This is a genomic window from Pseudomonas sp. Choline-02u-1 (assembly GCF_002836515.1).
In the GTDB taxonomy this organism is placed as follows: Bacteria; Pseudomonadota; Gammaproteobacteria; order Pseudomonadales; family Pseudomonadaceae; genus Aquipseudomonas.
In genome coordinates this window covers 159,330-183,903 of record NZ_PJBC01000066.1, presented here as the reverse complement: position 1 = coordinate 183,903, position 24,574 = coordinate 159,330, and the positions used below count along the sequence as shown (strand labels likewise).

General features: G+C 59.2%; 28 protein-coding genes and 1 tRNA gene. 5 read left to right on the top strand and 24 right to left on the bottom strand.

Annotated elements, in window-relative coordinates; translation table 11 throughout:
- Positions 1-2 precede the first annotated feature (2 nt).
- The 14 genes from CXF97_RS25590 to trmJ form a co-directional block, all read right to left on the bottom strand.
- Positions 3-1,022, bottom strand: coding sequence for a RodZ family helix-turn-helix domain-containing protein (locus CXF97_RS25590; protein WP_101162027.1), 1,020 nt, complete (start codon positions 1,020-1,022; stop codon positions 3-5).
- Entirely contained in the window at positions 1,022-1,780 is a 759-nt protein-coding gene (pilW, locus tag CXF97_RS25585) for a type IV pilus biogenesis/stability protein PilW (protein ID WP_016773330.1), read from the bottom strand. The genes CXF97_RS25590 and pilW overlap by 1 nt, the downstream gene beginning before the upstream one ends.
- A gap of 12 nt (positions 1,781-1,792) precedes the next feature.
- Positions 1,793-2,941 (bottom strand): 23S rRNA (adenine(2503)-C(2))-methyltransferase RlmN, encoded by a 1,149-nt coding sequence (gene rlmN / locus CXF97_RS25580; protein WP_024014215.1) that lies wholly within the window; start codon positions 2,939-2,941, stop codon positions 1,793-1,795.
- A 28-nt stretch (positions 2,942-2,969) separates the two neighbouring features.
- A complete protein-coding gene (gene ndk / locus CXF97_RS25575) occupies positions 2,970-3,395 on the bottom strand; it encodes a nucleoside-diphosphate kinase (protein ID WP_024014216.1) in 426 nt (141 codons plus the stop codon).
- An 87-nt stretch (positions 3,396-3,482) separates the two neighbouring features.
- Complete coding sequence (iscX, locus tag CXF97_RS25570; protein WP_101162025.1) at positions 3,483-3,683, bottom strand: Fe-S cluster assembly protein IscX; 201 nt, start codon at positions 3,681-3,683, stop codon at positions 3,483-3,485.
- A 14-nt stretch (positions 3,684-3,697) separates the two neighbouring features.
- Positions 3,698-4,039: an ISC system 2Fe-2S type ferredoxin gene (gene fdx, locus CXF97_RS25565; RefSeq protein ID WP_016773327.1), complete on the bottom strand. Its 342-nt coding sequence runs from the start codon at positions 4,037-4,039 to the stop codon at positions 3,698-3,700.
- Positions 4,039-5,904, bottom strand: a complete 1,866-nt coding sequence (gene hscA / locus CXF97_RS25560) for a Fe-S protein assembly chaperone HscA (RefSeq protein WP_101162022.1) — start codon at positions 5,902-5,904, stop codon at positions 4,039-4,041. The genes fdx and hscA overlap by 1 nt, the downstream gene beginning before the upstream one ends.
- A 50-nt stretch (positions 5,905-5,954) precedes the next feature.
- Positions 5,955-6,476 (bottom strand): co-chaperone HscB, encoded by a 522-nt coding sequence (hscB, locus tag CXF97_RS25555; RefSeq protein ID WP_101162020.1) that lies wholly within the window; start codon positions 6,474-6,476, stop codon positions 5,955-5,957.
- Positions 6,477-6,484: 8 nt separating this feature from the next.
- Positions 6,485-6,808: an iron-sulfur cluster assembly protein IscA gene (gene iscA, locus CXF97_RS25550; protein ID WP_003227904.1), complete on the bottom strand. Its 324-nt coding sequence runs from the start codon at positions 6,806-6,808 to the stop codon at positions 6,485-6,487.
- A 34-nt stretch (positions 6,809-6,842) separates the two neighbouring features.
- Positions 6,843-7,229, bottom strand: coding sequence for a Fe-S cluster assembly scaffold IscU (iscU, locus tag CXF97_RS25545; protein WP_003248539.1), 387 nt, complete (start codon positions 7,227-7,229; stop codon positions 6,843-6,845).
- 100 nt (positions 7,230-7,329) lie between these two features.
- Entirely contained in the window at positions 7,330-8,544 is a 1,215-nt protein-coding gene (locus CXF97_RS25540) for an IscS subfamily cysteine desulfurase (RefSeq protein WP_101162018.1), read from the bottom strand.
- 50 nt (positions 8,545-8,594) lie between these two features.
- Positions 8,595-9,086, bottom strand: coding sequence for a Fe-S cluster assembly transcriptional regulator IscR (gene iscR, locus CXF97_RS25535; RefSeq protein WP_016773323.1), 492 nt, complete (start codon positions 9,084-9,086; stop codon positions 8,595-8,597).
- A gap of 245 nt (positions 9,087-9,331) precedes the next feature.
- Entirely contained in the window at positions 9,332-10,108 is a 777-nt protein-coding gene (cysE, locus tag CXF97_RS25530) for a serine O-acetyltransferase (RefSeq protein WP_101162260.1), read from the bottom strand.
- Positions 10,109-10,111: 3 nt separating this feature from the next.
- Positions 10,112-10,882: a tRNA (cytosine(32)/uridine(32)-2'-O)-methyltransferase TrmJ gene (trmJ, locus tag CXF97_RS25525; RefSeq protein ID WP_101162016.1), complete on the bottom strand. Its 771-nt coding sequence runs from the start codon at positions 10,880-10,882 to the stop codon at positions 10,112-10,114.
- Between the two features lie 145 nt (positions 10,883-11,027).
- On the opposite strand from trmJ, the gene suhB reads away from it, so the two are divergent.
- Positions 11,028-11,846, top strand: coding sequence for an inositol-phosphate phosphatase (suhB, locus tag CXF97_RS25520; protein ID WP_016773320.1), 819 nt, complete (start codon positions 11,028-11,030; stop codon positions 11,844-11,846).
- A gap of 235 nt (positions 11,847-12,081) precedes the next feature.
- On the opposite strand, the gene CXF97_RS25510 is transcribed toward suhB, so the two are convergent.
- The 6 genes from CXF97_RS25510 to queA form a co-directional block, all read right to left on the bottom strand.
- On the bottom strand, positions 12,082-12,630 hold the full coding sequence (locus CXF97_RS25510) for a glycine zipper 2TM domain-containing protein (protein WP_007956693.1): 549 nt from the start codon (positions 12,628-12,630) through the stop codon (positions 12,082-12,084).
- 121 nt (positions 12,631-12,751) lie between these two features.
- Positions 12,752-13,666, bottom strand: coding sequence for a protein translocase subunit SecF (secF, locus tag CXF97_RS25505; RefSeq protein ID WP_101162014.1), 915 nt, complete (start codon positions 13,664-13,666; stop codon positions 12,752-12,754).
- A 9-nt stretch (positions 13,667-13,675) separates the two neighbouring features.
- Positions 13,676-15,544 (bottom strand): protein translocase subunit SecD, encoded by a 1,869-nt coding sequence (gene secD, locus CXF97_RS25500; protein WP_101162012.1) that lies wholly within the window; start codon positions 15,542-15,544, stop codon positions 13,676-13,678.
- Positions 15,545-15,609: 65 nt separating this feature from the next.
- Positions 15,610-15,948: a preprotein translocase subunit YajC gene (gene yajC, locus CXF97_RS25495; RefSeq protein ID WP_016773317.1), complete on the bottom strand. Its 339-nt coding sequence runs from the start codon at positions 15,946-15,948 to the stop codon at positions 15,610-15,612.
- A 43-nt stretch (positions 15,949-15,991) separates the two neighbouring features.
- Positions 15,992-17,107: a tRNA guanosine(34) transglycosylase Tgt gene (tgt, locus tag CXF97_RS25490; RefSeq protein WP_160768392.1), complete on the bottom strand. Its 1,116-nt coding sequence runs from the start codon at positions 17,105-17,107 to the stop codon at positions 15,992-15,994.
- A 14-nt stretch (positions 17,108-17,121) separates the two neighbouring features.
- Positions 17,122-18,186, bottom strand: a complete 1,065-nt coding sequence (gene queA / locus CXF97_RS25485) for a tRNA preQ1(34) S-adenosylmethionine ribosyltransferase-isomerase QueA (protein ID WP_101162010.1) — start codon at positions 18,184-18,186, stop codon at positions 17,122-17,124.
- A gap of 108 nt (positions 18,187-18,294) precedes the next feature.
- Between queA and CXF97_RS25480 the strand changes: the two genes are divergently transcribed.
- Positions 18,295-18,379, top strand: a tRNA-Leu gene (locus CXF97_RS25480).
- 183 nt (positions 18,380-18,562) lie between these two features.
- Here CXF97_RS25480 and CXF97_RS28595 read toward each other — a convergent pair.
- Positions 18,563-18,919 (bottom strand): hypothetical protein, encoded by a 357-nt coding sequence (locus tag CXF97_RS28595; RefSeq protein ID WP_101162008.1) that lies wholly within the window; start codon positions 18,917-18,919, stop codon positions 18,563-18,565.
- Positions 18,920-19,090: 171 nt separating this feature from the next.
- Positions 19,091-19,309 carry a DUF6429 family protein gene (locus tag CXF97_RS25470; protein WP_256589933.1) on the bottom strand — a complete coding sequence of 73 codons (219 nt, stop codon included), beginning with the start codon at positions 19,307-19,309 and terminating at the stop codon, positions 19,091-19,093.
- 221 nt (positions 19,310-19,530) lie between these two features.
- Between CXF97_RS25470 and CXF97_RS25465 the strand changes: the two genes are divergently transcribed.
- Complete coding sequence (locus tag CXF97_RS25465) at positions 19,531-19,860, top strand: hypothetical protein (protein ID WP_101162004.1); 330 nt, start codon at positions 19,531-19,533, stop codon at positions 19,858-19,860.
- A gap of 28 nt (positions 19,861-19,888) precedes the next feature.
- Here CXF97_RS25465 and CXF97_RS25460 read toward each other — a convergent pair whose 3' ends face one another.
- Entirely contained in the window at positions 19,889-20,362 is a 474-nt protein-coding gene (locus CXF97_RS25460; RefSeq protein WP_101162002.1) for a hypothetical protein, read from the bottom strand.
- Positions 20,363-20,571: 209 nt separating this feature from the next.
- Here CXF97_RS25460 and CXF97_RS25455 point away from each other — a divergent pair, with 209 nt between their 5' ends.
- Entirely contained in the window at positions 20,572-21,309 is a 738-nt protein-coding gene (locus CXF97_RS25455) for a hypothetical protein (RefSeq protein ID WP_101162000.1), read from the top strand.
- 71 nt (positions 21,310-21,380) lie between these two features.
- Entirely contained in the window at positions 21,381-23,300 is a 1,920-nt protein-coding gene (locus tag CXF97_RS25450) for an alkaline phosphatase D family protein (protein WP_101161999.1), read from the top strand.
- Between the two features lie 35 nt (positions 23,301-23,335).
- On the opposite strand, the gene CXF97_RS25445 is transcribed toward CXF97_RS25450, so the two are convergent.
- Positions 23,336-24,508, bottom strand: coding sequence for an aspartate aminotransferase family protein (locus CXF97_RS25445; protein WP_101161997.1), 1,173 nt, complete (start codon positions 24,506-24,508; stop codon positions 23,336-23,338).
- Positions 24,509-24,574 lie beyond the last annotated feature (66 nt).

Sequence of the window (24,574 nt, the reverse complement as noted above, 5' to 3'; positions counted from 1 at the left end):
ACTTATTGACCCAACTTCAGGCGAGCAGTCTCGCCACTGGTGAACGGAGCGATGTCGACCGGTTGGCCGTTGTAGCTGACCTGTGCCGCGCGGGCGACGCCCAGGCGCACGGCGAGCGGGGGTTTGCCGGAAACACTCACGCTGTCGCCTTTATGCTTCAGACCACTGAAAATCACTTTGCCACGGCCATCGGTCACCTGTGCCCAGCAATCGCCGGTGAATTGCAACTGTACCTGGCCTTCGCCGGCTACCGGAGCAGCTGTTTCAGCGCTTGGCGCTTGAGCAACCGGCGCGGTCGGGGCAGGTGTCGCTGGGACATTCGGCGCGGAAGTGGCCGGAGCCGCCACCACCGGTGCAGGCGTCTGTGCCGGTACGCTTGGTGCAACTGCCGGGGCAGCCGGCTCGGCCGCTGGCGCAACGGACTCGGCGCCGGTCGATTCAGCGCTGGCGTCCGACTGCGGCAAAGCCAGCGAAGTGGAGTTGTCGGCCTGATTCTCGGCGACGGCCTGGTCTTCCGGCTCGTCGATCGGGTGGATCTGGGTGGTGCCGTCAGCGCCTTCGACTTCAACGTGTTCTGGCGCGAGGCTGGTCAGATCGCGGCTGCGCTGTGAGGTCTGATCCTGCCACCAGACGAATCCGCCGCCGATGACCGCGATCAGCAACAACAGACTGACGATACGCAAAATGGTGTGGGAAACCCGCACCGGCTCTTCGATACGACCGAGGGCGTGAACGTTGCTGCCCTGGGAGTCGGTGCCGGTGGACTGGTCAAACTGCTGAACCAGAACGGTCTGGTCCATGCCGAGCAATTTGGCATAGGCGCGAATGTAACCGCGAGCGAAGGTATGCCCCGGCAGCTTGTCGAACGCGCCGGCTTCAAGATTGCTCAGGGATGTCACGGTGAGGTTGAGCTTGAGGGCCACTTCGGCCAGCGACCAGCCATTGCTTTCGCGGGCCTGGCGCAGGGTCTCACCGGGATTAACGCGATTCGCTGCTACAACTTCGGGATGCGCCGCTTTCATCATTGCTCCGACAGGTATTGCTGATATTCCGGCGTACCGGGATAGAGTCGTTTTAATTGCAGACCGTAACTGGCTGCCTTGTCGCGATCTTCAAACACTTTTGCCAGCCGAACGCCGAGCAATAGGCTACGTGCATTTTGTTCGGTCAGCTGGCTGAAACGGTCGTAATAGTCACGCGCGGGCACATAATGCCTGTCTTCGAAGGACAACTCAGCCATTTCCAGCAACGCGCGTGGTTGTTGGCGATTCAGGCGCAGGGCTTTTTCCAGCTGTTGCTGGGCCAGATCACGCTGACCAAGCTTGGCGGCGGTCATGCCGAGGTTTTCGAAGACCCGCGAGCGCTCAGGATACAGGGTATCGGCGGCCGCTTGTTCAAAACGCTCGTAGGCTTCCTTGTAGCGCTGTTCTTCGTAAAGAAAACTGCCGTAGTTGTTGAGGATGCGCGCATCGGCGGGACGTGAGGACAGGGCCTTGCGAAAGTGCTCGTCGGCCAGTGCCGGCTCCATTTCCGCCTGGAACACCAGACCGAGGGCCGCATTGGCATCGGGGTCGGAACCGTCCAGCTCCAGCGCTTTCTTCAGTGGCACCTTGGCGCGCTCGGTCATGCCTTGCTGCAGATAGCCCAGCCCCAGCTGCACGTAGGCAGCCCGCGCTTCATCGCGGCCCTTGCTGGTCTTCATCGGGTTGTAGTCACCCGACAGGACACAACCAGCACACAGGCTGGCCAACAGCAACAGCAGCGCAAAGCGCAGGGACATAGAGATCCTCTCTTAGTTAGTGTTCGCGGCGTTCTGTGCCAGATCGCTGTCGGCGCTCAACTCGCGCACGGCGATGTAACGTTCGCTGCGACGGGTGCGATCCAGCACCTGCCCTACCAATTGACCACATGCGGCATCGATGTCTTCACCACGGGTGGTGCGCACGGTGACGTTGAAACCGGCTTGATGCAACTGATCCTGGAAGCGGCGGATGGCATTGTTGCTCGGCCGCTCGTACCCGGAATGCGGGAACGGATTGAACGGGATCAGGTTGATCTTGCACGGGATATCCTTGAGCAGCTCGATCATTTCCACCGCGTGCTCAAGCTTGTCGTTGACGTCCTTGAGCAAGGTGTACTCGATGGTCAGCACACGTTTCTCGCCAAGGGCGGACATGTAGCGCTGGCACGACTCGAGCAGCATCTTAAGCGGATATTTCTTGTTGATCGGCACCAATTGGTTACGCAATGCGTCATTTGGTGCGTGCAGGGACAACGCCAGGGACACATCGATGTGCTTGGCCAGCTCATCGATCATCGGCACCACACCCGAGGTGGACAGGGTCACGCGGCGCTTGGAGATCCCGTAGCCGAGGTCATCCATCATCAGATGCATGGCGGCGACGACGTTGTCGAAGTTCAGCAACGGCTCGCCCATGCCCATCATCACCACGTTGGTGATGGCGCGGTCGACGGTGGCCGGGACGCTGCCGAAAGATTTGTTGGCAATCCACACCTGACCGATGACTTCGGCGGCGGTGAGGTTGCTGTTGAAGCCTTGCTTGCCGGTGGAGCAGAAACTGCAGTCCAGGGCACAGCCTGCCTGGGACGAAACGCACAGAGTGCCGCGTTTGCCCTGGGGAATGTACACGGTCTCGACGCAGCTACCGGACGCCACGCGCACCACCCATTTACGGGTGCCGTCGCTGGAGATGTCCTCGCTGACCACTTCCGGACCACGCACTTCAGCAATGGCCTTGAGCTTGTCGCGCAAGGCTTTGCTGACGTTCGTCATGGCGTCGAAATCATCGACGCCAAAGTGGTGAATCCATTTCATTACCTGACCGGCACGGAAACGCTTCTCCCCGATTGAGTCGAAGAATTTTTCCATTTCCGGCTGGGTCAGACCCAGCAGGTTTGTTTTAACAGTCGATGTAGTCATGGATTCACCTTCACTCTGCAAGCAATGCTTAGCGAGTGGTTACTTCAGTAGCTGCGAAGAAGTAAGCGATTTCGCGAGCGGCAGCAGCTTCGGAGTCCGAACCGTGAACGGCGTTGGCGTCGATCGATTCAGCGAAGTCAGCACGGATGGTGCCGGCAGCAGCTTCTTTAGGGTTGGTAGCGCCCATCAGCTCACGGTTGCGAGCGATGGCGTTTTCGCCTTCCAGAACCTGAACGACAACCGGACCGGAAGTCATGAAAGCAACCAGGTCACCGAAGAAACCGCGCTCGCTGTGCTCAGCGTAGAAGCCTTCGGCTTCGGCTTTGGACAGTTGCTTCAGTTTCGAAGCTACAACGCGCAGGCCAGCGTCTTCGAAGCGAGTGGTGATCTTGCCGATCACGTTTTTAGCAACGGCGTCAGGCTTGATGATGGAGAAAGTACGTTGAACAGCCATGGTGTAACTCCAGAAACGGTAATTTGCGAAAAATTAAACCCGCGAATTATACGCGGGTTCTTGGGTATTGCCTAACCTGCGAGACGATCAGTTCAATTCTGCGGCCCAGAGCTCCTGAACCGCTTCCAGCACCTTCTCGCCGACGCGGCCAGAAGTAGCATCGAAGTCGGGCAGCTCAAGAATCATCTGCTGCAGACGGACAAAACCTACAGAGTATGGATCAAGCCCCTCGTGGGCCTCGGCCAGCTCTTCGGCAATGCGTTGAACATCATTCCAACCGTAGCTCATGACAGTCTTACCAGTCAGTGCGGCGCTTCGGCCGCATGGTTAAGCGAATATTTCGGAATCTCGACGGTGAGGTCTTCTTCACCGACGATGGCCTGACAGGCCAGACGCGATTGCGCCTCCAGACCCCACGCACGATCGAGGAAGTCTTCTTCCAGCTCGTCGGCCTCTTCCAGCGAGTCGAAACCCTCGCGGATGATGCAGTGGCAAGTAGTGCAGGCGCAGACGCCGCCGCAGGCACTTTCCATCTCGATGTGGTGTTCGTGGGCCAGTTCGAGAATCGATGTGCCGGGCGCAGCCTCGACCACCATGCCTTCAGGGCAGAACTTCTCGTGGGGCAGAAAAATGACCTGCGGCATCAGATATCCTCGATTTCATTCAGGTTGCGCCCCGACAGAGCGGCTTTAACCGTCTGATCCATGCGGCGGGCAGCAAAAGCATCGGTCACTTGCGACAGACGTTTGGTCTGCTGCTCGATGGCGTAACCATCGGTACCTTTCATCAGTTCGGCCAGTTCCTGCATTTGCAGTTCGATGACCATGCGCTCTTCGGCGTCGAGCAGACGTTCGCCATCCGCCTCCAGCGCGCCCTGCACCGCTTCGAGCAGGCGTTGGGCATCGACTTGCTGCTCACGCAGAACACGGGCGACCTTGTCGTCATTGGCGTGCTGGAACGAATCTTTGAGCATCTTGGCGATTTCGCCATCGGTCAGACCATAGGAAGGTTTGACCTGAATGCTCGCTTCAACGCCCGAGCCCAATTCACGGGCAGACACGCTGAGCAGACCGTCGGCGTCGACCTGGAAGGTCACGCGAATTTTCGCCGCACCGGCCACCATCGCCGGTATGCCGCGCAATTCGAAACGCGCCAGAGAGCGGCAGTCGCTGATCAGCTCGCGCTCGCCCTGCAACACGTGGATCGCCATGGCCGACTGGCCGTCTTTATAGGTGGTGAAATCCTGGGCGCGGGCGACGGGGATGGTGGTGTTGCGCGGAATCACCTTCTCCATCAGCCCGCCCATGGTTTCCAGCCCCAGGGACAGCGGAATCACGTCGAGCAGCAGCAGTTCGCCGCCATCGCGCTTGTTGCCAGCCAGCGTATCAGCCTGAATCGCGGCCCCGATGGCCACCACTTGATCCGGATCGATTTCCGTCAATGGCTGACGACCGAACGCTTCGGCAACGGCTTCACGAACACGTGGTACGCGGGTCGAACCGCCGACCATGACCACGGCGTGGACGTCATCCAGTTCAATACCGGAATCGCGAACGGCGCGGCGGCAGGCTTTCAGGCTGCGCGCGACCATCGGTTCGATCAGCGCATCGAAGGCTTCGCGGGTCAGTTGTGCTTTCCAGTCGCCGTAAGCCACTTCCACACTGGCCGCATCGGTCAGGGCTTCTTTGGCCGCGCAGGCGGTTTGCAGCAGATTGCGTTGCGCGCCCGGATCGAGATCGGCGGACAGGCCAGCGCTATCGATGATCCAGCCGGCAATCGCGTGATCAAAGTCATCGCCGCCCAGCGCGCTGTCGCCGCCAGTGGCCAGAACTTCAAAGACGCCGCCAGTCAGACGCAGAATGGAGATATCGAAAGTACCGCCGCCCAGGTCGTAGATAGCCACCAGACCTTCGGCATGCTGATCCAGACCGTACGCCACAGCAGCAGCGGTCGGCTCGTTGAGCAGGCGCAACACGTTCAGACCGGCGAGCTTGGCCGCGTCCTTGGTGGCCTGACGCTGCGCGTCGTCGAAGTAAGCGGGAACGGTGATCACCGCGCCAACCAGTTCGCCACCCAAGGTCGCCTCAGCACGCTGACGCAGGACTTTGAGGATATCGGCGGAGACTTCGACCGGGCTTTTCGGGCCTTGCACGGTGTCGATGAACGGCATGTGCGATTCGCCGCCGACGAAGCGGTACGGCAGCTGCTCACCCAATTGCTTGACGTCGGACAGACCACGACCCATCAGGCGCTTGACCGAGAGCACGGTGTTCAGAGGATCGGAGGATGCGGCGAGCTTGGCCGACTCGCCGACTTCGACGCGGTCGGCGTGATAACGCACGGCGGACGGCAGGATGACCTGCCCGTTAGCGTCGGCCAGCGGTTCGGAAAGACCACTGCGCAGCGCAGCGACCAGCGAATTGGTTGTACCCAAGTCGATGCCAACAGCCAGACGACGCTGGTGTGGTTGAGGACTTTGGCCGGGTTCGGCGATCTGCAGTAGAGCCATGGTGATCAGGTCTTGTCTGTCTGTCAGCGTGCAATCAGGGCAGCACTGGGTTAATCGTCGAGGCGCTCTTCCAGCTGGCGCACTTCGTAGGTGAGCTTGTCGAGGAACTGCATGCGCCGCATCAGGCGTTCGGCCTGCTCGCGTTGCGCTGCATCATCCCAACAGGCTGCGAAGCTTTCGTTGAGCTGTTCCTGAGCCGCCTTCAAGCGACGCTTGAATACCGCGACACCGTCGAGGTCGGCACTGTCCTGCAGATCTTCGAGCTCTTCGCGCCATTGCATCTGCTGCAGAAGGAACTCGGGATCGTGGACGGTGACTTCCATCGGCACTTCATGCCCGCTGATTTTCAGCAGGTAGCGTGCGCGCTGGGCCGGACTCTTGAGCGTCTGGTAGGCGTCGTTGAGCCGCGCCGATTGCTCGAGCGCCGAGCGCTGCTCGCGCTCGGTAGCGTCGGCAAAGCGGTCAGGATGGACGCCGCGCGCCAACTCACGGTAGCGCGTGGCCAACTGCTCGAGATCCAGGCGGAAGCTCGGTTGCAGCTCGAATAAAGCGAAATGACAAGGAATACCCACGACCAGCCTCAGATGTTGAAGCTTTCGCCGCAGCCACATTCACCGCGCACGTTGGGGTTGTTGAACTTGAAGCCTTCGTTCAACCCTTCCTTGACGAAATCAAGCTCGGTGCCGTCCAGGTAGGCCAGGCTTTTCGGGTCGATGATCACTTTTTCGCCGTGACTCTCGAACACCTGATCTTCCGCCACTACCTCGTCGACAAACTCCAGCACGTAGGCAAGGCCGGAACAGCCTGTAGTGCGAACACCCAGACGAATCCCTTCACCTTTGCCGCGCCCGTCGAGGGAGCGCCGCACGTGTCGAGCAGCCGCTTCTGTCATGCTGATAGCCATCGTTGACTCCTTACTCGTCGCCAAATCTTGAAAGTCAGATCAAACCTTTCTTCTGCTTGTAATCGCGAACAGCCGCTTTGATAGCGTCTTCAGCGAGCACGGAGCAGTGGATTTTCACTGGCGGCAGGGCCAGTTCTTCGGCCAGCTGAGTGTTCTTGATGGTTTCGGCTTCATCCAGAGTCTTGCCCTTCATCCACTCGGTGGCGAGGGAGCTGGAGGCGATGGCCGAACCGCAACCGTAGGTCTTGAACTTGGCATCTTCGATAACGCCCTGCTCGTTGACCTTGATCTGCAGACGCATCACGTCGCCGCACGCCGGAGCGCCGACCATGCCGGTGCCGACATCAGGATCTTCCGCATTCATCTTGCCGACGTTGCGCGGGTTTTCGTAGTGGTCGATGACCTTTTCGCTGTAAGCCATGATTCTCAATCCTCACTCATCAGGGCCGCTCTTGAGACCCTGCAACTGCGCTGCGTTAACGCCGCGTCGCTACAGGGTCTGTATCCGGCGGCTTCTATAGTTAGTGTGCCGCCCACTCGATTTTCGAGATATCGACGCCGTCTTTGTACATGTCCCACAGCGGCGACAGAGCGCGCAGCTTGGTAACGGCCTCGCAGACTTTCTGCGCGGCGTAGTCGATTTCTTCTTCGGTGGTAAAACGGCCGAAGGTAAAGCGGATCGAGCTGTGCGCCAGTTCGTCGTTGCGGCCCAAGGCGCGCAATACGTACGAAGGCTCCAGCGACGCCGAGGTGCACGCCGAACCGGACGATACCGCCAGATCCTTGAGCGCCATGATCAGCGACTCGCCCTCAACGTAGTTGAAGCTCAGGTTCAGGTTGTGCGGGACGCGGGCGGTCAGGCTGCCGTTGACGTACAGCTCTTCCAGATGCTCGACCTGCTTGTAGAAACGGTCGCTCAAGGCTTTGATACGAACGTTTTCAGCGGCCATGTCTTCTTTTGCCACACGGAACGCTTCGCCCATGCCGACGATCTGGTGGGTCGCCAGGGTGCCGGAACGCATGCCGCGCTCGTGACCGCCGCCGTGCATGGTCGCTTCGATGCGCACACGCGGCTTGCGGCTGACATACAGCGCGCCGATGCCTTTAGGGCCATAAGTCTTGTGGGCGGAGAACGACATCATGTCGACTTTCAGCTTCTGCAGATCGATGTCGACCTTGCCGGTGGACTGAGCAGCGTCGACATGGAACAGCACGCCTTTGGCGCGCAGCATCTCGCCGATGGCGGCGATGTCGTTGACGGTGCCGATCTCGTTGTTCACGTGCATCACCGACACCAGAATGGTGTCTTCGCGCAGTGCAGCATCGATCATTGCCGGGGTGATCAGACCGTCTTCGGTCGGCTCGAGATAAGTCACTTCGAAACCTTCACGCTCCAGCTGGCGCATGGTGTCGAGGACAGCCTTGTGCTCGATCTTGCTGGTGATCAGGTGCTTGCCCTTGGAGGCGTAGAAATGTGCCGCGCCCTTGATCGCCAGGTTGTCGGATTCGGTGGCACCGGAGGTCCAGACGATTTCGCGCGGGTCGGCATTGACCAGATCGGCCACCTGACGACGGGCGTTTTCGACGGACTCTTCAGCCTTCCAGCCGAACACGTGGGAGCGCGAAGCCGGGTTACCGAAGTTTCCGTCGACCAGCAGGCATTCACTCATTTTCTGCGCAACGCGCGGATCAACCGGGGTGGTTGCAGAGTAATCAAGGTAAATCGGCAATTTCATGGACTATCTCCTAAATCAGGGCTGGCGTGCCGCGGGTAGCTCTTCGGCTGTCATTCGACGGCGGACGCTTCAATCTTGTCCAGGCGTGGCGCCTTGCTGCTGCAACGGCGCTGGTCCTGACGCTGGGCCACTTCTTGTACCTCACGGCGAGTCACAAGGTCGGCCAAGCTGATACCGCTCAGAAATTCGTGAATCTGCAGACTCAAGTCGCACCACAGATGATGGGTCAGGCAGGTATCGCCGGAATGACAATCGCCCTGGCCCTGGCACTTGGTGGCATCGACCGATTCGTTCACCGCATCGATCACCTGGGCGACCTGAATGCCCTGCATGTCGCGGGACAACTGGTAGCCACCACCCGGGCCGCGAACACTGGAAACCAGGTTGCTGCGGCGCAGCTTGGCGAACAGCTGTTCGAGGTAGGACAGGGAGATGCCTTGGCGCTCTGAGATATCGGCCAGAGACACCGGCCCGTGCTGCGCGTGCAACGCCAGGTCAAGCATGGCGGTCACGGCGTATCGGCCTTTTGTAGTCAGTCGCATGGACAGTTACCACGGAGTTCGGAATGGGCGGGAGTATGCAATTCCCGAGCATTTAAGTCAACTATAAGACCTAGTGCTTTAGTCGGGTTTACCCGCAAAAGAGCGCGCGAATGATAGCAGGGTCTGCAGCCCAATGGCACACCAGCTGCTGGACGCCTTTGTAGGAGCCGCCGAAGGCTGCGATCTTTTGATCTTAAGAAGGCAAATTCAAAAGATCGCAGCCTTCGGCAGCTCCTACAGAGGCTTTAGCCGGCCTTGGATTCGTCTTTGCCCTTGACGCAGGCGAAGTCTTCTTCTCGCAGCTCAGGCAGATCTTTCGCACAGTAATTGCTGCCCAGATCCTTCAACGCACCACACATCCCCTCCAGACGCCCGTCAACCGCTTGCAGGTGATCGAGCAATTGGCCGATGGCGCGGGCCACCGGGTCGGGCATGTCTTCGCTGACACCGTAGGCGTCGAAACCGATCTTTTCCGCCATGGCTTTGCGTTTGGCGTCCTGCTCTTCATCGGTCTTGACGATGATCCGCCCCGGAATCCCCACCACAGTGGCGCCCGGCGGCACTTCTTTAGTCACAACGGCATTGGAGCCGACCTTGGCCCCAGCACCCACCGTGAACGGACCGAGCACCTTGGCGCCCGCACCGACCACTACGCCATCACCCAGCGTCGGGTGGCGCTTACCTTTGTTCCAACTGGTACCGCCAAGGGTCACACCCTGATAAATGGTCACGTCATCGCCGATCTCGGCGGTTTCACCAATAACGATGCCCATGCCGTGATCGATGAAGAAACGCCGCCCGACCTTGGCACCCGGATGAATCTCGATCCCGGTCAGCCAGCGACCGAAGTTCGACACCAGCCGCGCCAGCCACTTCAGATCGTTGCGCCAGAGCATGCCGGCCAGACGATGAATCCAGATCGCATGCATGCCGGGGTAGCAGGTCAGGACTTCAAAAGCGTTACGCGCCGCCGGGTCTCGATGGAATACGCTTTGGATATCTTCACGCAAACGCTCAAACATCATTTAATCCTTCCGCTTTAGAAGCTCGCCACGGGCCGCTTTCTGGGTTTCCGTGAGAATGCCACGCAAAATATTCATTTCCGCCCGGCTGACCGAGCTGCGTCCGTACAACCGGCGCAGGCGCGCCATCAAGTGCCGTGGTTTTTCCGGGTCGAGGAATTCGATGGCGACCAGCGTCTGCTCCAGGTGCTCATAGAATCGTTCCAGTTCATCCATGGTCGCCAACTCGGCGCTTTTCACCGAAGCCACTTCTTCTTTCTCGACCTTGCTTGGCTGACCCTGTGCAGCCAGCCAGGCCATGCGCACTTCATAACTCAACACCTGCACCGCCGCCCCGAGGTTCAGCGAACTGAAGGTCGGGTCGGAAGGGATGTGCACATGGAAGTGACATCGCTGCAGCTCTTCGTTGGTCAGGCCGGAATCTTCACGCCCGAACACCAAAGCGATTTCGGCGCCCCGCCCGGCCTCCTCGACCACTTTGTTGCCGCATTCGCGCGGATCAAGCAGCGGCCAGGGAATACGACGATCACGAGCACTGGTGCCGAGCACCAGATTGCAGCCGACCAAAGCATCTTCCAACGTGGCGACGACTTGTGCGCTTTCAAGGATGTCACCGGCACCAGAGGCGCGGGCATCGGCCTCGTGATGCGGGAAGACCCGCGGTTCGACCAGCACCAGTCGCGACAGACCCATGTTTTTCATGGCGCGCGCGGCCCCGCCGATGTTTCCGGGGTGGCTGGTATTGACCAGGACGACACGAATGTTCTGCAGCAAGGGAGGCGCTCTCGGACATTGGAAAGGGGGGCAAATCTTACAGAACAGCCTACCGTTAAGCTATGAAAGCGAACAGCGTCCTTCACCTGAAGAAAAGTTCTGATAGAATGCGCGGCTTTCTTTAACAACCTTAGGTGACACATCCATGCAGCCCATGCTGAATATCGCGCTGCGCGCCGCCCGCAGCGCCAGTGAACTGATCTTCCGCTCCATCGAGCGCCTGGATACCATCAAGGTCGACGAAAAAGACGCCAAGGATTACGTATCCGAGGTTGATCGCGCCGCTGAACAGAAAATCATCGATGCCCTGCGCAAGGCTTACCCGAATCACTCGATCCAGGGTGAAGAGACCGGCCTGCACGCTGGCACCGGCATCGAAGGCGAAGAGTACCTGTGGATCATCGATCCGCTGGACGGCACCACCAACTTCCTGCGTGGCATTCCGCACTTTGCTGTGAGCATTGCCTGCAAATATCGTGGTCGCCTGGAACACGCCGTGGTTCTGGATCCTGTCCGCCAGGAAGAATTCACCGCCAGCCGTGGTCGCGGCGCCCAACTGAACGGTCGTCGCCTGCGCGTCAGCGGTCGCACCAGCCTCGACGGCGCCCTGCTCGGTACCGGTTTCCCGTTCCGGGACGATCAGATGGACAACCTCGACAACTACCTCGGCATGTTCCGCGCCCTGGTTGGCCAGACTGCCGGCATCCGCCGCGCCGGTTCGGCAAGCCTGGACCTGGCCTACGTGGCTGCCGGTCGTTTTGATGCGTTCTGGGAGTCGGGCCTGTCCGAGTGGGACATGGCTGCAGGCGCGCTGCTGATTCAGGAAGCCGGCGGCCTGGTGAGCGACTTCACTGGCGGTCACGACTTCCTTGAAAAAGGCCATATCGTTGCCGGTAACACCAAATGCTTTAAGGCAGTGCTGACGGCGATCCAGCCGCACCTGCCGGCTTCGCTGAAGCGCTAAGCTCACGGCTAACAGAAAAGCACCCTTCGGGGTGCTTTTTTTATGCCTGCGATTTAACACCATTCCCTGTAGCTGCGATCTTTTGACTTTGTTTTTTGAAAGCAAGATCAAAAGATCGCAGCCTTCGGCAGCTCCTACACTGATCAGGGAAATCAACAGGAGATCAGTTGGCTGAAGAAATCGCGAGCACAAAAAAAGCACCCCGCAGGGTGCTTCTTCGCACAACAGTGGAGCCTTACTGACCCGGCTCATTCTGCGACAGGATCAGCTTGCCTTCCTTGTCGACCGGAATCTGGTTGCCCGGATCGCGATCCATCCGCACTTTGCCTTCCTTGCCGTCGAGCGAGTAACGCACGTCGTAACCGACGACCTTGTCGCTGATGTCATTGACCGTGTTGCAGCGGGTTTGCGTGGTGGTGTAGGTGTCACGCTCCTGCATGCCCTCCTGCACCTTGTTGCCCGCGTAACCGCCACCGACCGCACCGGCCACCGTGGCAATTTTCTTGCCGGTGCCGCCGCCAATCTGGTTACCCAGCAAACCACCGGCCAGCGCGCCGACCACGGTCCCGGCGATCTGGTGTTGATCTTTCACCGGTGCCTGACGGGTCACCGTTACATCCTTGCATACTTCACGTGGAGTCTTGATCTGTGTCTTGACCGGCTCAACGGCTAATACTTGCGCATACTCAGGGCCGCTTTTAACCAGGCTGTAGGTGGCAACAGCACCCCCGGCTGTGACACCGACAGCACCCAATACCGCACCAACCAGCAACGACTTGTTCACATGAACCTCCTGACCATCACATGCGGGACGCGCCCGCGCTTCTCCCAGCCTTGGAGCACAAAAAAAGGCGCGAGTTCAACTCGCGCCTTTCGTGGCCTGACAGCCGGGATTTCGAGGGCCGTTATGGACGGTCGTCGACTTCCGTCTCGGTGTTCGCCGGAGGAATCAGATCCTCCGTAGTCAGGTTCAGCCAGATCAGCACAACGTTGGCGATGTAGATCGACGAGTACGTACCCGCCAGCACGCCGATGAACAGCGCGATGGAGAAGCCGAACAGGTTGTCGCCGCCAAAGAACAGCAGCGCCGCGATCGCCAGCAAGGTCGAGATTGACGTCGCCATGGTGCGCAGCAGGGTCTGGGTGGTCGAGATGTTGATGTTCTCGATCAGCGTCGCCTTGCGCAGCACGCGGAAGTTCTCCCGCACCCGGTCGAAGACGACGATGGTGTCGTTCAGCGAGTAACCAATGATCGCCAGTACCGCCGCCAGCACCGTCAGGTCGAAGGTGATCTGGAAGAACGACAGGATACCGATGGTCACGATCACGTCGTGGATCAGCGACACGATGGCGCCGACCGCGAACTTCCACTGAAAGCGGAAAGCCAGGTAGATCAGGATGCCGCCCAGCGCCAGCAGCATGCCGAGGCCGCCCTGGTCGCGCAGTTCTTCACCGACCTGCGGGCCGACGAACTCGACACGCTTGACCGTCGCCGGGTTGTCGCCACCGACTTTCTGCAGCGCTTGCGCGACCTGATGGCCGAGCTGCGGGTCTTCACCCGGCATACGCACCAGCAGGTCGGTAGTTGCGCCGAAGTTCTGCACGATAGCTTCGTGATAACCCGAGCTCGCCAACTGCTCGCGAACCTTGGTGACATCGGCAGGACGCTCGTAGGTCAGCTCGATGAGCGTACCGCCGGTAAAGTCCAGCCCCCAGTTCATGCCCTTGGTGGCGACACTGAACAAGGCAATGACGGTAAGCAACACGGTGACGCCGAACGCGAAGTTGCGAACGCCCATGAAGTTGATTGTACGTAACATGGCAGCCCCTTAAATCCACAACTTCTTGAAGTCACGTCCGCCAAAGATCAGGTTGACCATTGCGCGGGTCACCATGATGGCCGTGAACATCGAGGTAAAGATCCCGAGGGACATGGTCACTGCGAAGCCCTTCACCGGGCCGGTGCCCATGGCGAAGAGAATGCCGCCCACCAGCAAGGTGGTCAGGTTGGCATCGAGGATCGCGGTGAATGCCCGGCCGAAGCCTTCGTTGATTGCACGCTGCACGGTCATGCCGGCGGCGATCTCTTCACGGATCCGCGAGAAGATCAGCACGTTGGCGTCGACCGCCATACCCATCGTCAACACGATACCGGCGATGCCCGGCAGGGTCAGCGTGGCACCCAGCAGCGACATCAGCGCCAGCAGCAACACCATGTTCACCGCCAGCGCGACGGTGGCGATGACGCCGAAGAAGCGGTAGATGGCGATAATGAACAGCGACACGAACAGCATGCCCCACAGCGACGCATTGATACCTTTGGTGATGTTGTCAGCACCCAGGCTCGGACCGATTGTGCGCTCTTCGGCGAAGTACATCGGCGCCGCCAGACCACCGGCACGCAGCAGCAGTGCCAGCTCGGACGATTCGCCCTGGCCGTTCAGGCCGGTGATACGGAACTGCGCACCCAGCGGCGACTGAATGGTCGCCAGGCTGATGATCTTCTTCTCTTCCTTGAAGGTCTGCACCGGCACGTCTTTCTCGACGCCGTTGACAACCTGCTTGGTGTAAGTGGTCACCGGGCGCTGTTCGATGAAGATCACTGCCATGCTGCGACCGACGTTGGAACGGGTCGCGCGGCTCATCAGCTCGCCACCGTGGCCATCCAGACGGATGTTCACTTCCGGTGTGCCGTGCTCGCCGAAACCGGCCTTGGCGTCGGTGACCTGGTCACCGGTAATGATCAGACCACGCTCGATCTGCGCTGGCGGACGGTTGCCTTCGCGGAATTCGAACGACTCGGAAGTGGCTTTCGAAGCGCCCGGCTCAGCGGCCAGACGGAACTCAAGGTTGGCCGTCTTGCCGAGAATACGCTTGGCTTCGGCAGTATCCTGCACGCCCGGCAGCTCAACCACGATGCGGTTGGCGCCCTGACGCTGCACGATCGGTTCGGCAACACCCAGCTCGTTGACGCGGTTACGTACCGTGGTCAGGTTCTGCTTGATGGAGTATTCACGGATTTCCGCCAGCTTGGCCGGGGTCATCGCCAGACGCAGCACCGGTTGACCGTTGAGGTCGGCCGGAACAATGTCGAAATCGTTGAAGTTCTTGCGGATCAGCGCACGGGCCTGTTCGCGGGCATCTTCATCGCTGAAGCCCAACTGAATGGCACCGTCCAGTTGCGGCAGGCTGCGATAGCGCAGCTTCTCTTTGCGCAGCAGGCTCTTGACGTCGCCTTCGTAGACTTTCAGGCGTGCATCGAGGGCTTTGTCCATGTCCACTTCGAGCAGGAAGTGCACACCACCGGACAAATCCAGACCCAGCTTCATCGGGTGCGCACCGAGGTTGCGCAGCCATTGCGGAGTGGTTTGTGCCAGGTTCAGCGCGACGACGTAGTCATCACCCAATGCCTTGCGCACAACGTCCTTGGCTGGCAGCTGATCTTCAGCCTTGCTCAGACGGATCAGACCGCCCTTGCCGCCCGCCGTCAGCGTGGCCGCCTTGACGTTGATGCCGGACTCTTTCAGCGCCGTGCTGACACGATCCAGATCGGCGTCATTGACCTGCAGAGCCGTGCTGGCGCCGCTGATCTGAATGGCCGGGTCATCGGGGTAAAGATTGGGAGCGGAATAAATCAGACCGATCGCCAGCACCGCCAGGATCAGAATGTATTTCCACAGAGGGTATTTGTTCAGCATCACGCCGCCCGTTATGAACGCGGGGCGCCTTGCGCGCCCCGTCGATTGAGTAGAAGTTGTTGCTCTTAGATCGCTTTCAGCGTGCCTTTTGGCAGCGTGGCGGCGATGGCGCCTTTCTGGAACTTCATTTCCACGGTGTCGGAAACCTCCAGGACCACGAAGTCATCGGCAACCTTGGTGATCTTGCCGGCGATGCCGCCAGTGGTCACGACTTCGTCACCCTTCTGCAGGCTGCTCAGCAGGTTCTTCTGCTCTTTGGCGCGCTTGGCCTGTGGACGCCAGATCATCAGGTAGAAGATGACCAGGAAGCCGACCAGGAAAATCCACTCGAAGCCGCCGCCCATTGGGCTTGCAGCAGCCGGTGCAGCGGCGTCAGCCATGGCATTAGAGATAAAAAAGCTCATTTAGCACTCCAGTTGCAAATGTTGAATCTTGGGGTCAGAAAACTCAGTCCAAAGGCGGAACGGGAAGTCCGCGTTTGGCGTAGAAGGCATCGACAAAGGCGGCCAATGTACCCTGTTGAATAGCCTCGCGCAAACCAGCCATCAGCACCTGATAATGGCGCAAGTTATGGATGGTATTGAGCATGCTGCCGAGCATTTCGCCGCACTTGTCCAGGTGATGCAGATAAGCGCGCGAGAAGTTCTGGCAGGTATAGCAATCGCAGGTCGGATCCAGCGGCGATTCATCATGGCGATGGAACGCGTTACGGATCTTCAGCACACCGGTATCGATGAACAGATGCCCATTGCGGGCATTACGGGTTGGCATCACGCAATCGAACATGTCCACCCCGCGGCGCACACCCTCAACCAGATCTTCCGGTTTGCCAACGCCCATAAGGTAACGAGGTTTGTCAGCGGGCATCTGGCCCGGCAGATAATCCAGCACCTTGATCATTTCGTGCTTTGGTTCGCCTACCGACAGACCGCCGATGGCGAGGCCGTCAAAGCCGATCTTGTCGAGGCCTTCGAGCGAACGCATGCGCAGGTTTTCATGCATGCCGCCCTGGACGATGCCGAACAGCGCCGCGGTGTTGTCGCCGTGGGCATTTTTCGAACGCTGCGCCCAACGCAACGAAAGCTCCATCGATACCCGTGCAACGTCTTCGTCAGCCGGGTACGGCGTGCATTCATCGAAGATCATCACGATGTCGGAGCCGAGATCGCGCTGCACCTGCATCGATTCTTCCGGGCCCATGAACACTTTCGCGCCGTCGACTGGGGAGGCGAAGGTCACGCCCTCCTCCTTGATCTTGCGCATCGCGCCGAGGCTGAACACCTGGAAACCGCCGGAGTCGGTGAGGATCGGGCCTTTCCATTGCATGAAATCGTGCAGGTCGCCGTGCTCCTTGATCACCTGAGTGCCAGGACGCAGCCACAGGTGAAAGGTGTTGCCCAGAATGATTTCCGCGCCCGTGGCGACGATGTCGCGCGGCAGCATGCCCTTGACCGTGCCGTACGTGCCGACCGGCATGAATGCCGGAGTCTCGACGGTGCCACGGGGGAAGGTCAGGCGACCACGACGAGCCTTGCCATCGGTGGCCAGCAGCTCAAAGGACATTCGACATTCGCGACTCATTCTGTTTCCTCTGGGCCCGACTGTTCAGGGGCAGTTGGAGCGGGATTGCGGGTGATGAACATCGCATCCCCGTAGCTGAAAAAGCGGTAACCGTTTTCCACGGCGGCCTTGTAGGCGGCCATGGTTTCGGGATAACCGGCAAACGCGGAAACCAGCATCAACAGCGTGGATTCCGGCAAATGGAAATTGGTCACCAGGGCATCGACCACATGAAACGGCCGGCCCGGATAGATAAAGATGTCGGTGTCGCCACTGAACGGCTTGAGTACACCATCGCGCGCCGCACTTTCCAGCGAACGCACGCTGGTGGTGCCGACCGCAATCACCCGACCGCCACGCGCACGGCACGCAGCGACCGCATCGACCACATCCTGGCCGACTTCCAGCCACTCGCTGTGCATGTGGTGATCTTCGATCTTCTCGACACGCACCGGCTGAAACGTCCCCGCGCCGACGTGCAACGTCACGAACGCAGTCTCGACACCCTTGGCGGCAATCGCCTGCATCAGCGGCTCATCGAAATGCAGCCCCGCCGTCGGCGCCGCGACCGCGCCCAGACGCTGGGCATACACGGTCTGATAACGCTCGCGATCCGAGCCTTCATCCGGGCGGTCTATATAAGGAGGCAACGGCATGTGCCCGACGCGATCGAGCAGCGGCAAGACTTCCTCGGCAAAACCCAACTCGAACAACGCATCATGACGCGCGAGCATCTCGGCTTCGCCACCGCCGTCGATAAGGATCTTCGAACCCGGCTTCGGCGACTTGCTGGAGCGCACATGCGCCAGCACGCGGTGCGCATCGAGCACGCGCTCGATGAGAATTTCCAGCTTGCCGCCGGACGCTTTCTGCCCGAACAGCCGCGCCGGAATCACCCGGGTATTGTTGAACACCATCAAATCGCCCAGGCGCAAATGCTCAAGCAAATCAGTGAATTGACGGTGTGCCAGGGCGCCGCTCGGCCCATCGAGGGTCAGCAGGCGACTACCGCGACGCTCGGCCAAGGGATGGCGGGCGATCAGCGAATCAGGAAGCTCGAAAGTAAAGTCAGCAACGCGCATGATGGGGTTCGTCTAGCAGGGCCGGAAAGTCTAGCGGAAATATCGAAAATTGACCATGAAACGTGATTGACCAACGGTAATCACCTCTCTATACTTCGCCGCCATTGAGCCCTGATGGCGGAATTGGTAGACGCGGCGGATTCAAAATCCGTTTTCGAAAGGAGTGGGAGTTCGAGTCTCCCTCGGGGCACCAACACAGAGAAAAAGGTCTTGCGAAAGCAGGGCCTTTTTTTTCGTCTGGAGGAAAATGGTTGGTGCAATGCCGAGCACTAAAGCCCCGCCCGACGATTGAGCTTGAAGGAACCTGAATCACCGCATCGGTGAAACAAAAGGTGGCTTTCACCATCGCGGAATACCAAACCGCGTGAAAACGTCCTCATAGCCTCGAGGCTATCTCTTTCCACATGTAGTCATAGTTGTATTCCAGCCAACGTACCAACAGTTTGTCGTACTGCCTGCGAAACCAATTGCGCCGTCGCGCCGCGAGCCTCTCCTCTATCTCGGATCTGAGCCAATCAGGGTCGAACGCAGTCCATACAGTGGGCAGAACTGCAGCAACGTTTGTGAAACACACGGGTGCTACTTCTGAATAAAAAATCCTGTAGAGCACCGCTGGATCAACGCCCCTTAGCTGAAGAACGACGTAGTCGTAATCAGTGGGGAAATGATTGAAAGGCTCTGATAAGGCATCTCTGACCCTAGTCAGTTGTGGTTCGTCCAGAAGATGTCCCAATGCAAAAATCCTCCGATTCCTTATCCAGTAACTCGCTACCGTTTCGCCTGCAGATCTGCGTGCAACCGCACCAACAACAATCGTATGCATATCCCCATGGCGAGCCATGATCAAACCTGACGTTATCTTGCCGAGCAACAGCTCAACTACAGAATCGGGCGTTTGCCCAACCTATTCCTTAGCTCCAAATATCCGCTCAGCAGTCTCCCGCCCCCGCTCCAACCCTTCCTTCGTCAACCATATCGACTTGTTCCTGTTAACCGGATTACTGATCAAACCCTGTTCGTGCAAACGGTTCATGATTTCAAAGTCATAGCCCTTCCACGCATTGCCGTCGTCGGAGCTATAGGCAGCCAGGAGAGCAAGGACCGCGTCGTCGACCAGTTTCATGTCGTATTCCATGATGGTCACTCCGCTGATGTTCAGTGTTTGTAAACAAAGCGTCGTATCAAAGTGGATGTCAATGCTGCGCGAGCTTGTAGGTTTTAGATGCCCGATTGCTGGTTGCCTCGCATGCGATCCCCGCCCGTATAATCACGCCCGCACGTCAAACCTCCTCTGGCGTTTCGCGCATTGGTTTCAAGCCCTCCACTTCACTGACAGACATCCCCATGGAAACCTCACTGGAAACCGTCGCCCTTTTCTCCCTCAAACTCGCCTACGAAGAAGAAGGCCTGAGCCCGATCCTGCGCGATGACATGGTCATGGGCGATTATCAGAAAGACCTGTTCGAGTTACTGGTGAAACGCGGCGATGTCGAGGCCATTCAGTTCAAGATGAACGAATGCCTGAACCTGGCGCTGGATGCTTTGGGTGGGGTCGACAAGCCGTTGGGGCGGGAGTTGCGCAAGTTGTCGGCGGAGTTGGCCCAGGCGCGGTCGATGGAGCAGCTGGGTCAGCCGCTGCTCGCGCTGAAGGGGTATTTGAAAGACATCCTCTAGCAGACAGGCTCTTACCTCAAAGTAATCATCAGCCAACAGTGCCGCTGACCAGAATCCAGTCACTTGTTGGTAACCGGAGACGCATTGATACCGCCGCAACGAACACGAATCCGAAAAACGCCAACCACAAGTGCCACAGCCTGACCTTATGCATTGTTCGCCAGAACCAGTGTTGTGCAAGGATTGCCGCCGTTTCGAGCGCTTTCACATCGAATGGGCCTGGCGTGTTGTATCCGATACGCAGCGCCATAGTTTCAGACATAGCCTTGTAAAACCTGATCAGCCCATGGCACTTGACCATACACACCGAACCCAGTAATCCGACTACCATCAGGGCATAGACAAGCCAGCTATCTTGCTCATCCAGCTTTTGATCAATAGCCATCACAGCGATCAATGCTCCAATGACCACCGTGAGTGTGTTCGCAATAGCGCGGCGCTCGTCCTGGTGGTGTCTGACCTGCTCACAATAGTGCTCGTAGACGCTGATCTCAGCTTCCATGCTTTGCTCTCTTGATGTTCTGGAATGGTCGACTCGATCCGACCGTGGCGCAGTCTAATACGTCGCCTTCGGACATCGCTTTTTTCTTGCCTTATCGGGGCCAAGTCGATGGCATAAGCCGTTGCTTTTGTTATCTTCCTTCTTTTTACCAGTGTACCTGCGGCAAGCGCGCGGACTTCGCACTAAAAGACATCAAGGAAAAAGATCAAATGGAGTTTCTGCGTTTTCTGGCGTTCGTCGCTGTCTGGGGTTTCATGTGGCGCTGGGTGGTGAAGAATCGCGGCAGCTGGAATATTTTCTACGGCAACATCGTTGGCGCGGCGGGCGGCTTCATTGTCGGACTGGTGATGTTGTCGATCACCTTTTCTCTGTTTCCTTCGTCGTTCGATCACGAAGCAGCGCAGGCGCAGAACACGCCAGTCGTCGAGGCGTCCTCTCTGCTGCCTGAAGACGAGGCGGTCACGCCCGCCACCGAGCTGAAAGATGCGCCGGTTTTTGCTGCCATTGAGGCGGACGACATGCCTTCTCCCGCCGACTCCGCACTGTTGCCGAATTACATCAGTCGGGCACCGCAATCAATGGCGGTACAGACGGTGCTGGATCAAAGCGACTATGAGGGCCGCATGGCCCTGGCCGCGCTGAACAAGAAACTGCGCGGCGACGCACAGGCCGACAAGTCGATGATCGCGTATGTCATGTGCAGCCCGTTTGTCACCAGCACCCTGCGTTATCCCGCTTCGGCGCGTTTTGCTGACAGCAAAGCGCTGGTCAGCCATCGCTTCAAGGATCAGGTCTACACCTTCAGCAACAACGTCACCGCGCGCAACATGAATGGCGACGATGTCACCTACCGATTCGATTGCTCTGTACAACAACTGCCACGGGTTGATGCGACCGCTGGGGAATGGCGTTTGCTGGCGCTGAAACTGCAAAAAGCCGACTCTTAAGGCTGATTTAAGGGATCAGGGCGCCGGCTGCGCTATCATCGGCGGCCTGTGCGCCTTGAACTTTGCCCTCAATGTTTTCAACACCCGATGACCTGATCTCGCTGCCTCCTGTTCTGGCCGGCCCGTTGCTGCGGCGGCTGGAACCGACACGCGTGGTGCTGTGGCTGGTGGCCACGCGTGAACTGTCGCTGACCTTGCGCCTGCAGGGTGTAGGAGATATTCCGCTCGATGCGCAGAAATGCACGGTCATTGCCGTAGGCCGTCATGCCTTCGTGCATCTGATCGACGTTCAACTCGAAAGCGCCCTGCCCTGCGACACCCGTATCGACTACGACCTGCTGATCGATGACACCATCGGTATGGCTGAATGGTCGCCGCATCTGCTTTACCCCGGCGGCGCCTGCGCGAACCTCGTGGTGCGTTCGCGGATCGACCAATTGCTCCACGGCTCGTGCCGCAAGCCGCATCATCCGGCAACCGATGGTTTGCTCTGCGTCGACCAACTGCTGGCCGACGAAACCGATGCGCAGCAACGTCCGGCGTTGCTGATGATGAGCGGTGATCAGGTCTATGCCGATGACGTTGCCGGGCCGATGCTGCGGGCGATCCATGCCTTGATCGAGCGCCTGGGTCTGTTCGATGAGCACCTTGACGGCGCCGTGGTCAGCGACAGCGCCAAGCTCTATGAGCACCCGGCCAGCTACTACCACCGTGCGGATTTGTTACCGGCGCTGGAGAGCAACGAGACCTTGCGCGAGCGATTTTTCGGTGGCGCGCGTAAGCCGATTTTCACCAGCAGCAGTGCCGACAATCACCTGGTGACGTTCGCCGAAGTCATGGCCATGTACATGCTGGTGTGGTCGCCGACGCCGTGGTCGCTGATCAACCCGAGCGCGCCGACACTGACGCCGGAACGCTCCAAGCGCTACCACCTTGAGCAGACGCGCATCGATGCCTTCAAGGCGGGCCTGGGCAATGTCGCGCGGGCGCTGGCGCATCTGCCGAGCCTGATGATTTTCGATGATCACGACATCACCGATGACTGGAATCTTTCCGCGCAATGGGAGGAAACGGCCTACGGCCATCCGTTCTCCAAGCGCATCATCGGCAATGCGCTGATTGCTTATCTGTTGTGTCAGGGCTGGGGCAACAATCCGGACGCTTTCAAAGGAATGCTGGAGCAGACCGCACAACTGAGCGCGAGTGGCGACGACGGCTATCTGGACATGCCGGTGCAGGACGATCTGATTGATCAGTTGCTGCGTTTTCAGCAGTGGCATTTCGTGCTGCCGAGCAGTCCGGCGCTGGTGGTGATCGACACGCGCACCCGGCGTTGGCGCAGCGAGATGGCCCTCAAGCAGCCGTCGGGCCTGCTCGACTGGGAAGCCTTGAGCGAGCTGCAACAGGAACTGCTCGATCACCCTTCGGCAATCATCGTTTCGCCAGCGCCGATCTTCGGCGTGAAGCTGATTGAAACCGTGCAAAAGGTGTTCAGCTGGTGCGGCTATCCGCTGCTGGTCGACGCGGAAAACTGGATGGCCCATCGCGGCGCGGCACAGGTGATCCTGAACATTTTCCGACACTCGCGCACACCAGGAAGCTACGTGGTGCTGTCAGGCGATGTGCATTATTCCTTCGTCTACGAAGTCCTTATCCGCCATCGCAAGGCCGGCCCACGGATCTGGCAGATCACCAGCAGCGGCATCAAGAACGAATTCCCGCCAACGCTGCTGGAATGGTTCGACCGCCTCAACCGCTGGCTCTACTCACCGCGCTCGCCGTTGAACTGGTTCACCAAACGCCGCCTGATGCGCATCGTCCCGTATACGCCGGAACATGCCGAGGCCGGGGAACGGCTGTGGAATTCAGCAGGGATCGGACAGGTGTTTTTCAATGACCAGGGGCAGCCGAGCGAGATTATTCAGCACAACTCGAATGGGGCGCAGAAGACGAGGATGCTGGCGCCGGAGTCTAAAGATGTGCCGGACTAAAGCCATGCGCTCCCACAGGGTTTTGCGCAGACCAATCAATGTGCGTCCAGAGCCCGCCCAACCCCTCTGACAATCATCCCCACCTCGCGCTCATCAATCGTCAGCGGCGGGAGCAACCTGATGGTCTTGCCACGAGTCACGTTGATCAACAAGCCATGATCCCGCGCGGCGATCAGCGTCAGGTCGCGCACCGGTTGTTTCAGCTCGACACCGATCATCAGGCCCTGTCCACGAATCGCCAGCACATTCGGGTTGTCTGCCAGTTCGGCGCGCAGGCGTTCCAGTAACCGTGCGCCCTGCACCCGCGCATTCTCCAGCAAGCCTTGTTCTTCGATGATGTCCAGCACGGTGCAGCCGACCCGACAGGCCAGAGGATTGCCGCCGAAGGTGCTGCCGTGGCTGCCCGGGGTGAACAGGTCGGCCGCGCGGCCCCGTGCCAGGCAGGCGCCGATCGGCACGCCATTACCCAGGCCTTTGGCCAGGGTCATGACATCGGGCACGATGCCTTCGTGCTGAAAGGCGAACCACTGCCCCGTGCGGCCGATGCCGGTCTGGATTTCATCGAGCATCAGCAGCCACGCGTGGCGATTGCACAGGTCGCGCAGAGCCTTGAGATAACCTGGCGCTGCGATTTGTACGCCGCTTTCGCCCTGGATCGGTTCGACCAGAATCGCCACGATGCGCGCGCCGTGTTTGCGTTGTATTTGCTCCAGAGCCGCGAGATCGCCAAACGGCACTTTGACGAAATCCCCCGGCAATTCGTTGAAGCCCAGGCGCACTGCCGGGCCATCGCTGGCAGACAGCGTGCCGAGCGTGCGGCCATGAAACGCGTTGACCATGACCACCACCAGCGGCTGCTCGATGCCTTTGCGCCAACCGAACAGGCGCGCCAGTTTGAGTGCCGTCTCGTTCGCTTCGGCGCCGGAGTTGTTGAAGAACGCGCGCTCCATCCCCGACAACGCCGTCAGCCGCTTGGCCAGTTGTTGCTGCCAGTCGATGCTGTACAGGTTGGAGGTGTGCAGCAGCAATCCCGCTTGCTCGCTGATCGCCGAGACAATGCGCGGATGCGAGTGGCCAACGTTGGTCACTGCCACACCGGCAACGGCATCCAGATACTCGCGCCCTGCCTGATCCCACAGGCGCGTGCCCAGGCCCTTGGTGAAGCTCAGGGCCAGTGGTTGGTAGGTGTTCATCAGGGCAGCGGTCATGACGTGAAACTCCATTGCAGGTCGGTGTTTTTTTAGTATGGTTAGCCACCTGAACTGGATAAACCC

Coding starts and splice junctions, on each gene's coding strand:
- CXF97_RS25590 (WP_101162027.1), bottom strand. CDS start 1,022: ATGAAAGCGGCGCATCCCGAAGTTGTAGCAGCGAATCGCGTTAATCCC.
- pilW (WP_016773330.1), bottom strand. CDS start 1,780: ATGTCCCTGCGCTTTGCGCTGCTGTTGCTGTTGGCCAGCCTGTGTGCT.
- rlmN (WP_024014215.1), bottom strand. CDS start 2,941: ATGACTACATCGACTGTTAAAACAAACCTGCTGGGTCTGACCCAGCCG.
- ndk (WP_024014216.1), bottom strand. CDS start 3,395: ATGGCTGTTCAACGTACTTTCTCCATCATCAAGCCTGACGCCGTTGCT.
- iscX (WP_101162025.1), bottom strand. CDS start 3,683: ATGAGCTACGGTTGGAATGATGTTCAACGCATTGCCGAAGAGCTGGCC.
- fdx (WP_016773327.1), bottom strand. CDS start 4,039: ATGCCGCAGGTCATTTTTCTGCCCCACGAGAAGTTCTGCCCTGAAGGC.
- hscA (WP_101162022.1), bottom strand. CDS start 5,904: ATGGCTCTACTGCAGATCGCCGAACCCGGCCAAAGTCCTCAACCACAC.
- iscA (WP_003227904.1), bottom strand. CDS start 6,808: ATGGCTATCAGCATGACAGAAGCGGCTGCTCGACACGTGCGGCGCTCC.
- iscU (WP_003248539.1), bottom strand. CDS start 7,229: ATGGCTTACAGCGAAAAGGTCATCGACCACTACGAAAACCCGCGCAAC.
- CXF97_RS25540 (WP_101162018.1), bottom strand. CDS start 8,544: ATGAAATTGCCGATTTACCTTGATTACTCTGCAACCACCCCGGTTGAT.
- iscR (WP_016773323.1), bottom strand. CDS start 9,086: ATGCGACTGACTACAAAAGGCCGATACGCCGTGACCGCCATGCTTGAC.
- cysE (WP_101162260.1), bottom strand. CDS start 10,108: ATGTTTGAGCGTTTGCGTGAAGATATCCAAAGCGTATTCCATCGAGAC.
- suhB (WP_016773320.1), top strand. CDS start 11,028: ATGCAGCCCATGCTGAATATCGCGCTGCGCGCCGCCCGCAGCGCCAGT.
- secF (WP_101162014.1), bottom strand. CDS start 13,666: ATGTTACGTACAATCAACTTCATGGGCGTTCGCAACTTCGCGTTCGGC.
- secD (WP_101162012.1), bottom strand. CDS start 15,544: ATGCTGAACAAATACCCTCTGTGGAAATACATTCTGATCCTGGCGGTG.
- yajC (WP_016773317.1), bottom strand. CDS start 15,948: ATGAGCTTTTTTATCTCTAATGCCATGGCTGACGCCGCTGCACCGGCT.
- tgt (WP_160768392.1), bottom strand. CDS start 17,107: ATGTCCTTTGAGCTGCTGGCCACCGATGGCAAGGCTCGTCGTGGTCGC.
- queA (WP_101162010.1), bottom strand. CDS start 18,186: ATGCGCGTTGCTGACTTTACTTTCGAGCTTCCTGATTCGCTGATCGCC.
- CXF97_RS25470 (WP_256589933.1), bottom strand. CDS start 19,309: ATGAAACTGGTCGACGACGCGGTCCTTGCTCTCCTGGCTGCCTATAGC.
- CXF97_RS25465 (WP_101162004.1), top strand. CDS start 19,531: ATGGAAACCTCACTGGAAACCGTCGCCCTTTTCTCCCTCAAACTCGCC.
- CXF97_RS25460 (WP_101162002.1), bottom strand. CDS start 20,362: ATGGAAGCTGAGATCAGCGTCTACGAGCACTATTGTGAGCAGGTCAGA.
- CXF97_RS25455 (WP_101162000.1), top strand. CDS start 20,572: ATGGAGTTTCTGCGTTTTCTGGCGTTCGTCGCTGTCTGGGGTTTCATG.
- CXF97_RS25450 (WP_101161999.1), top strand. CDS start 21,381: ATGTTTTCAACACCCGATGACCTGATCTCGCTGCCTCCTGTTCTGGCC.
- CXF97_RS25445 (WP_101161997.1), bottom strand. CDS start 24,508: ATGACCGCTGCCCTGATGAACACCTACCAACCACTGGCCCTGAGCTTC.